Below are 5,929 nucleotides of genomic sequence, written 5' to 3'. Positions count from 1 at the left end.
AATAGAAAAAGTCATTCCTTGCGCAAAAATCACAGCAAAAGGAATTGGTGTGCTGTCTCAAGAGCTTAAAAGACAAACCATGCATTAAAAGCAACAATTATGGAAAAGAAATAAGAACGACTAATCTTATAGTATCTCTATAAGCCGTTTCTAGCAACAAAAACAACTTTTAAACACAAGCGTGATTCACGCCACGGGGGAATTGCGCTCAAATAGGAGGAAATCAAGATGAGTAAACAAAACACTAACCTAACAGAAATTGAAGAAACACATCATTTAGCGGTTAAACAAACTGCTATGGAACGTATTTTAAACAGAGCCTTAGAAAATGACGTCGATATGGACCGTCTCGAGCGTCTCATTGCCTTACGAGAAAAAGAAATAGAACGACAAAACTACGAAAGATTTGCCAGTGATCTTTCGAATATGCAAATAGAATATCAAAAAATACAAAAAAACTCTACAAACACCCATACAAACAGCCAATATGCAACCCTTGACCAGTACATTGATGCTGTAAAAAATACTCTTGCAAAACACCGATTTGCTTTGTTTTCTCGTATCAAAGAACAGAGTTCAGACAATATAATTATAGAAATGACTTTGACGCATCCGTCTGGAAATAAAATCTCAACAGAAGGAAAGTTTCCTTATGACACTAAAGGATGCAAATCAAATATACAATCGGTTGGTTCTGCAATCACATACGCACGCAGATATCTGTTAGGTATGCTTCTTAATGTCGTGAGTGAAGATGACGATACGGATGGGAACACACCTATTAAAAAGGCTTTTCCACAACAGATCAATGAAATCAGAAGACTTGTCGTACAAACCCAAACAGAAGAAGAAAAAATACTTGCTTATGTCAACGTCAAAAAGCTCGACGATATGTCTGAAGGACAAGCACAAACGGTATTACATCTTTTGAAAGATAAACAAAACAGGCAAAAGGCAGAAACAGATTCTACTATACAAGATGCCGATATAGAAACGCCACACGAACAGGGAACGGCGGTGTGAGATGGAACAAAGAACAGCAGAATGGTTTCAAGCGCGCTTGGGTAAAGTCACTGCTTCAAACGTTTACAACGTACTCAGTAAGACAGCAAAAGGTTTGCCTACAAGCAAATATGAAGATTACAAAACGAAACTCATGACAGAACGCTTAATAGGGGAAATAAGCCAATCTTATACAACACCTGCTATGCAATGGGGCATTGAACATGAAGAGAATGCCTTGAGAGAATATGAATTCATTTATGACGCAGAAGTCACAAGATGCGGGTTTATCCCACACCCAAAAATGGAAATGGCGGGGGCTAGTCCTGATGGGTTGATTGGAGAGGACGGTTTAATCGAAGTCAAATGTCCACAATCAACCACGCATTTGCGCTTTTTTATTTATGACGAAATCAAACCAGAATATCACGCACAGATGCAATTCCAAATGGCTTGTACAGGACGCAAATGGTGTGATTTCATGAGCTATAATCCAAACTTTGTAGGCAAATCTACTGGTTTGAGAATGAAAATCAAACGCGTCAACCGCGATGAGAAACACATTGAAGAGATTAATAAAGCGGTCGAAATCTTTTTAGGGGAAATAGAACAAGAGATGCAAAAGATTTTGGCAAAAGCTGCTTAAACCTATGGGGGTGCTCTCTCCTCCCAGCACCCCCACCCTTTCCTAACACTTTCAACACATGCGTGCTTCACGCTACGGGTGGATTGTACGCAAATCAAGGAAATAAACCATGGAAAAAAAATATGAACTTACTGATGAAACAACTGAGGTTGATGGCAAAACTCTCCACCGCATTCGTGCATTGAGAGACTTTGGTGGTATTAAAGCAGACGACCTAGGCGGTCTTATAGAGCATGAAGGCAACTTATCCCATGAGGGCAATTGTTGGATTTGGTATAAGGCTTGTGTTTTTGGAGATGCACGTGTTTATGGCAATGCACTTGTTTTCGATGAAGCAAAAGTTTCCGATAATGCACATGTTTACGAGAGCGCACACGTTTTCGATGAAGCGCGCGTTTACGGTCGTGCAGAAATTTATGGAGAAGCAAAAGTTTACGGTGAGGCATGCGTTTACGGCAGGGCAGAGGTTTACGATTGTGCACGCGTTTTCGATGAAGCACGTGTTTACGATAAGGCAGAGGTTTACGGTTGTGCACGCGTTTACGATTATGCAAAAGTTTTAGAAAATGCACATGTTTACAGTTATGCATATGTTTCCGATAAGGCAGAAGTTTATGGCAATGCAAAAGTTAAAGACGGACATGTAGGCGATAGTGCAAGGATTTATGGTGATGCTAAAATTTATGATCATGCAGAAGTTTACGGTAATGCATGCGTTTCCCATAATGCAGAGGTTTATGGTTATGCCAAGGTTTTTGGTGATGCCTTGGTTTTTGGCAATGCACATGTTCATGGGCGTGCAAAAGTTTACAATGATGCACGCGTTTTCGATGAAGCACGTGTTTACGATAAGGCAGAAATTTACGGAGAAGCAAAAGTTTACGGTGATGCAGAAGTTTACCGTAGCGCACACGTTGATGACTATAACGCCATATCAACTGGAGAAAAGACCAGATGAAAAAATATGAACTGACAGATGAAACAATCGAAGTTGGGCGCAAAACGCTCCGTCGCATTCGTGCATTGAGAGATTTGGAGGACGTCAAGCAAGGTGATCTTGGCGGCTATATCGAGAAAGAAGATAACCTATCGCATCATGGTAATTGCTGGATTGGTGGTTATGCCAAGGTTTATGATGATGCTAAGGTTTACGAAAATGCACATGTTTACGGTTATGCACATGTTTACGACAATTCTCGTATTTATGGCAAAGCAGAAGTTTTCGATGAACCATGCATTTACGGTCATGCAGAAGTTTACGGTGATGCATATATTTGCGGTGAACCGCACGTTTTTGATAATGCAGAAGTTTATGGCAATGCACAAGTTTACGAAAAGGCATACATTTATGATAGGGCGCGTGTTTACGGCAATGCAGAAGTTTCCGGTGATGCGCATGTTTACGGTCATGCAAAAATTTACGGTGAAGCATGTGTATGTTGGGACGACTGGATTGATGGCGATAGAAGAATCTCAACTAGAGAACAAACCAGATGAGAAAATACGAACTGACTGATGAAACAATTGAGTTTGATGGATACATTACGCTTTACCGCATCCGTGCATTGAAAGACTTTGGAGATGTAAAGGCAGGTGATCTTGGCGGCTTTATAGAGCATGAAGACAATTTAAGTCATGAAAACGATTGTTGGATTTATAATGATGCCAAGGCGTATTTGTTTGCCAATATTTACGATAGCGCTAAGGTTTTTGATAACGCACAAGTTGCTTATAATGCAGAGATTTTTGGAAATGCAAAAATTTATAATAACGTCAAAATATATGGAGGTCATATTTTTGGAAGCGTAGAAATTTATGGAAATGTGGTTATCGATAGTGATTCAAGAATTTATGGCGATACAAAAATTTATGATAATTCAGAAGCTTGTAAACGAACTATGACCGCCCAGAACGGCGACTCTTCAGCAAAAGACGACATTCCTTTCTAGCAACACAAACAAAATTTTAACACCAGCGTGATTCACGCCACGAGTGAATTACATCTAAAATGAAGGGGAATAAACATGCCACACCGCCCACCTACTATCACGCAACCAGCTATTGCTCGTGCTTTAAGAGAAGCTAAAAAACAAGGATGTGAACTCATAGAAATCAAACCTACAGGGGAATTATTAATTCATATCAATAAAACCATAACACCAACAACGACAGATAATACTTATAGCATTGATGATTTTCCACCGCTTGAAAATGAACAAGAAGACTACGAGACCAGCAAAAGCTGCCCCTCTGTCGACGGTATAAAGTTTTAGCCATGCCAAAACGCCGTCCACCGCATCTTGTTCGTGAACGTACACGCCATGGTAAAGTTATATGGTATGTACGTATTGGTCATGGACCACGGTTTCGGATTGAAGGAACCTATGGAACGCAAGAGTTTGTTGACAATTATACGCTGGCTATTAAACAAGCGCAAAATGGCTCCTCCAAAACAAAGAGGCGTACCAGACTCACAGAAGGGTCTTTCGATTGGTTATTGCATCAGTATTTACAAAGCATGCAATGGCATAATCAATCAGAATCTACTAAAAAAGTTAAATATCGAATTCTGAATAATGTTTCTAAACATATCGGTGATCGTGCATATAAAAGCATAAACAAACAACACATTCTTGAAGCCGTAGACAGAAGGCGAGAGACCCCCGCGGCTGCAAAACATTTTTTGACCTCTTTAAACGGTCTCTTTAATTGGGCGGTTGATAATGCCCTTTTAAATAGAAATCCTGCCTTTAATATAAAAGCACCAAAATCTTTGAACAGTGAGGGATTACTACCATGGCGAGAAGAGGACATAGACAAATATTATCACCGTTGGTCACATGGTACACATGAACGCGTCTGGATTGATGTTCTTCTTTATACAGGCTTGCGCCGTGGTGATGCCGTTCGTATCGGCTGGAAAGATGTCAAAGATAATATCATTTATCTCAAAACAGAAAAGAGCCAATTTAAAACAGATGTTTTTCTTCCTATTTTACCAGAACTAGAGGAAACCCTTAAAATTGGTCCTATAGGTAATGAAACATTCATTTGTGGTAAAGGTGGAAATAAGCTTGTCAAAGAAAGTTTTGGCAACCTCTTTCGTGAAGCATGTAATGCAGCAGGTATTAAAAAATCAGCGCACGGATTGCGAAAATTAGCAGCAACACGTGCAGCCAATGCTGGTGCGACAGTTTCGCAAATGAAAGCGCTTTTTGGCTGGACAGAAGATAAAATGGCATCCCTTTATACCAAAACAGCTGATAGAAAACGACTTGCAATAGAAGCGATCAAAAAGCTACAAAAAAGTTCGGGATAAACATGAAAATAAGTTAAAAGAATCAATGGAATCAAAATTCCCGAACTTATATATAACCTATTGATTATATATAAATATAACGCTCCCACCCCCTCCGCCACAGCACTTTTATGGTGCTATAACTTTTTGATTTTATATGACTTTTTTAAAGGTTCGGGTGTAGCTTGCCAGCAGGTTTTGTATAATTTGCCACTAGGTTTTGTACCAATTTATTTTTTTTAAAGAGTTTTTAAGGGGTTCTCAAAGGGTCTTCAAAGACCTTTCAAAGATCATTTAAAGCCTCTTTTTCTTTTCTGCTCAAAATCCCAATTTTTGATGATCAATCATTGAGTTGGAATCGTATTATTTGAGAAGCAGCGTATATAAGATGTGTTCACCTCTTTTAGCATAAATTGACTGATGATTTTTCTGTATCCTAAGCATACTATCAAAAAGAGAAAAAGCGTTTAAGCAATTCGGTCAACTTGACCAAATTGCTCTTCAGTCTGCAATTGTGCAATGTTTGCACCATTGCTCCTTTAAGGAATTGGGTAAACATTACCCTATTTCTGTACTCATGCAATTGGATCAACTTGATCCTATTTCTCGTTTTAGCAATTGGGACAAGTTGTCCCTATTCCTCTAAATGCCCTTCATCACCAATCAAAGGGTAAACATTACCCTTTGATTTTCTGTCACTCAGAGGTTTCCTTTTCTCCTGCCTCTTTTCCCTTGTCTGGTGCTTCGAGTGTAATTTCTGTGGTGTATCCGCTTTGCTTCTCATAGCAGTGGGTGACAGTGGAAGCTTTCCATGGCCCATTGATTTGCCCACGAAACCCTTGCAATAAAAGAGGTTGATCCGCCATGACTTCGGGACACCCCTCAAGGGTCAAAGAACCACTCCCCACAGCACGACACAACCTGTCCGACTCGGAAGCAGCAGCAGCTCGTGCTTCCTCCTCACAAGTGTAACAAGTCCGCAA

The 5,929-nt window shown here is 39.8% G+C and carries 7 protein-coding genes and 1 pseudogene; 7 read left to right on the top strand and 1 reads right to left on the bottom strand.

Going from position 1 to position 5,929, the window contains the following annotated elements; all coding sequences use genetic code 11:
• Nucleotides 1-228: 228 nt before the first annotated feature.
• From ACFIK3_RS08865 to ACFIK3_RS08835, 7 genes are all read left to right on the top strand, one after another.
• Entirely contained in the window at nucleotides 229-1,023 is a 795-nt protein-coding gene (locus ACFIK3_RS08865) for an ERF family protein (protein WP_375676571.1), read from the top strand.
• Between the two features lies 1 nt (nucleotide 1,024).
• Nucleotides 1,025-1,648, top strand: coding sequence for a lambda exonuclease family protein (locus ACFIK3_RS08860; protein WP_375676570.1), 624 nt, complete (start codon nucleotides 1,025-1,027; stop codon nucleotides 1,646-1,648).
• Between the two features lie 109 nt (nucleotides 1,649-1,757).
• Nucleotides 1,758-2,606, top strand: coding sequence for a hypothetical protein (locus tag ACFIK3_RS08855; protein WP_375613897.1), 849 nt, complete (start codon nucleotides 1,758-1,760; stop codon nucleotides 2,604-2,606).
• Entirely contained in the window at nucleotides 2,603-3,145 is a 543-nt protein-coding gene (locus ACFIK3_RS08850) for a hypothetical protein (RefSeq protein ID WP_375676569.1), read from the top strand. Before ACFIK3_RS08855 ends, ACFIK3_RS08850 begins: the two co-directional genes overlap by 4 nt.
• Nucleotides 3,142-3,597 (top strand): hypothetical protein, encoded by a 456-nt coding sequence (locus tag ACFIK3_RS08845; RefSeq protein WP_375627550.1) that lies wholly within the window; start codon nucleotides 3,142-3,144, stop codon nucleotides 3,595-3,597. The genes ACFIK3_RS08850 and ACFIK3_RS08845 overlap by 4 nt, the downstream gene beginning before the upstream one ends.
• A gap of 75 nt (nucleotides 3,598-3,672) precedes the next feature.
• Complete coding sequence (locus tag ACFIK3_RS08840; protein ID WP_015857131.1) at nucleotides 3,673-3,921, top strand: hypothetical protein; 249 nt, start codon at nucleotides 3,673-3,675, stop codon at nucleotides 3,919-3,921.
• Between the two features lie 2 nt (nucleotides 3,922-3,923).
• On the top strand, nucleotides 3,924-4,967 hold the full coding sequence (locus ACFIK3_RS08835; protein ID WP_375676568.1) for a tyrosine-type recombinase/integrase: 1,044 nt from the start codon (nucleotides 3,924-3,926) through the stop codon (nucleotides 4,965-4,967).
• A 674-nt stretch (nucleotides 4,968-5,641) separates the two neighbouring features.
• Here ACFIK3_RS08835 and ACFIK3_RS08830 read toward each other — a convergent pair.
• A pseudogene (locus ACFIK3_RS08830) lies at nucleotides 5,642-5,929 on the bottom strand (late control protein); the annotation flags it as partial.

Source organism: Bartonella sp. CB10SXKL, from assembly GCF_042195515.1.
GTDB lineage: Bacteria > Pseudomonadota > Alphaproteobacteria > Rhizobiales > Rhizobiaceae > Bartonella.
Note: the sequence above shows the minus strand (reverse complement) of the source record. Positions and strands in the feature narration are given on the sequence as shown.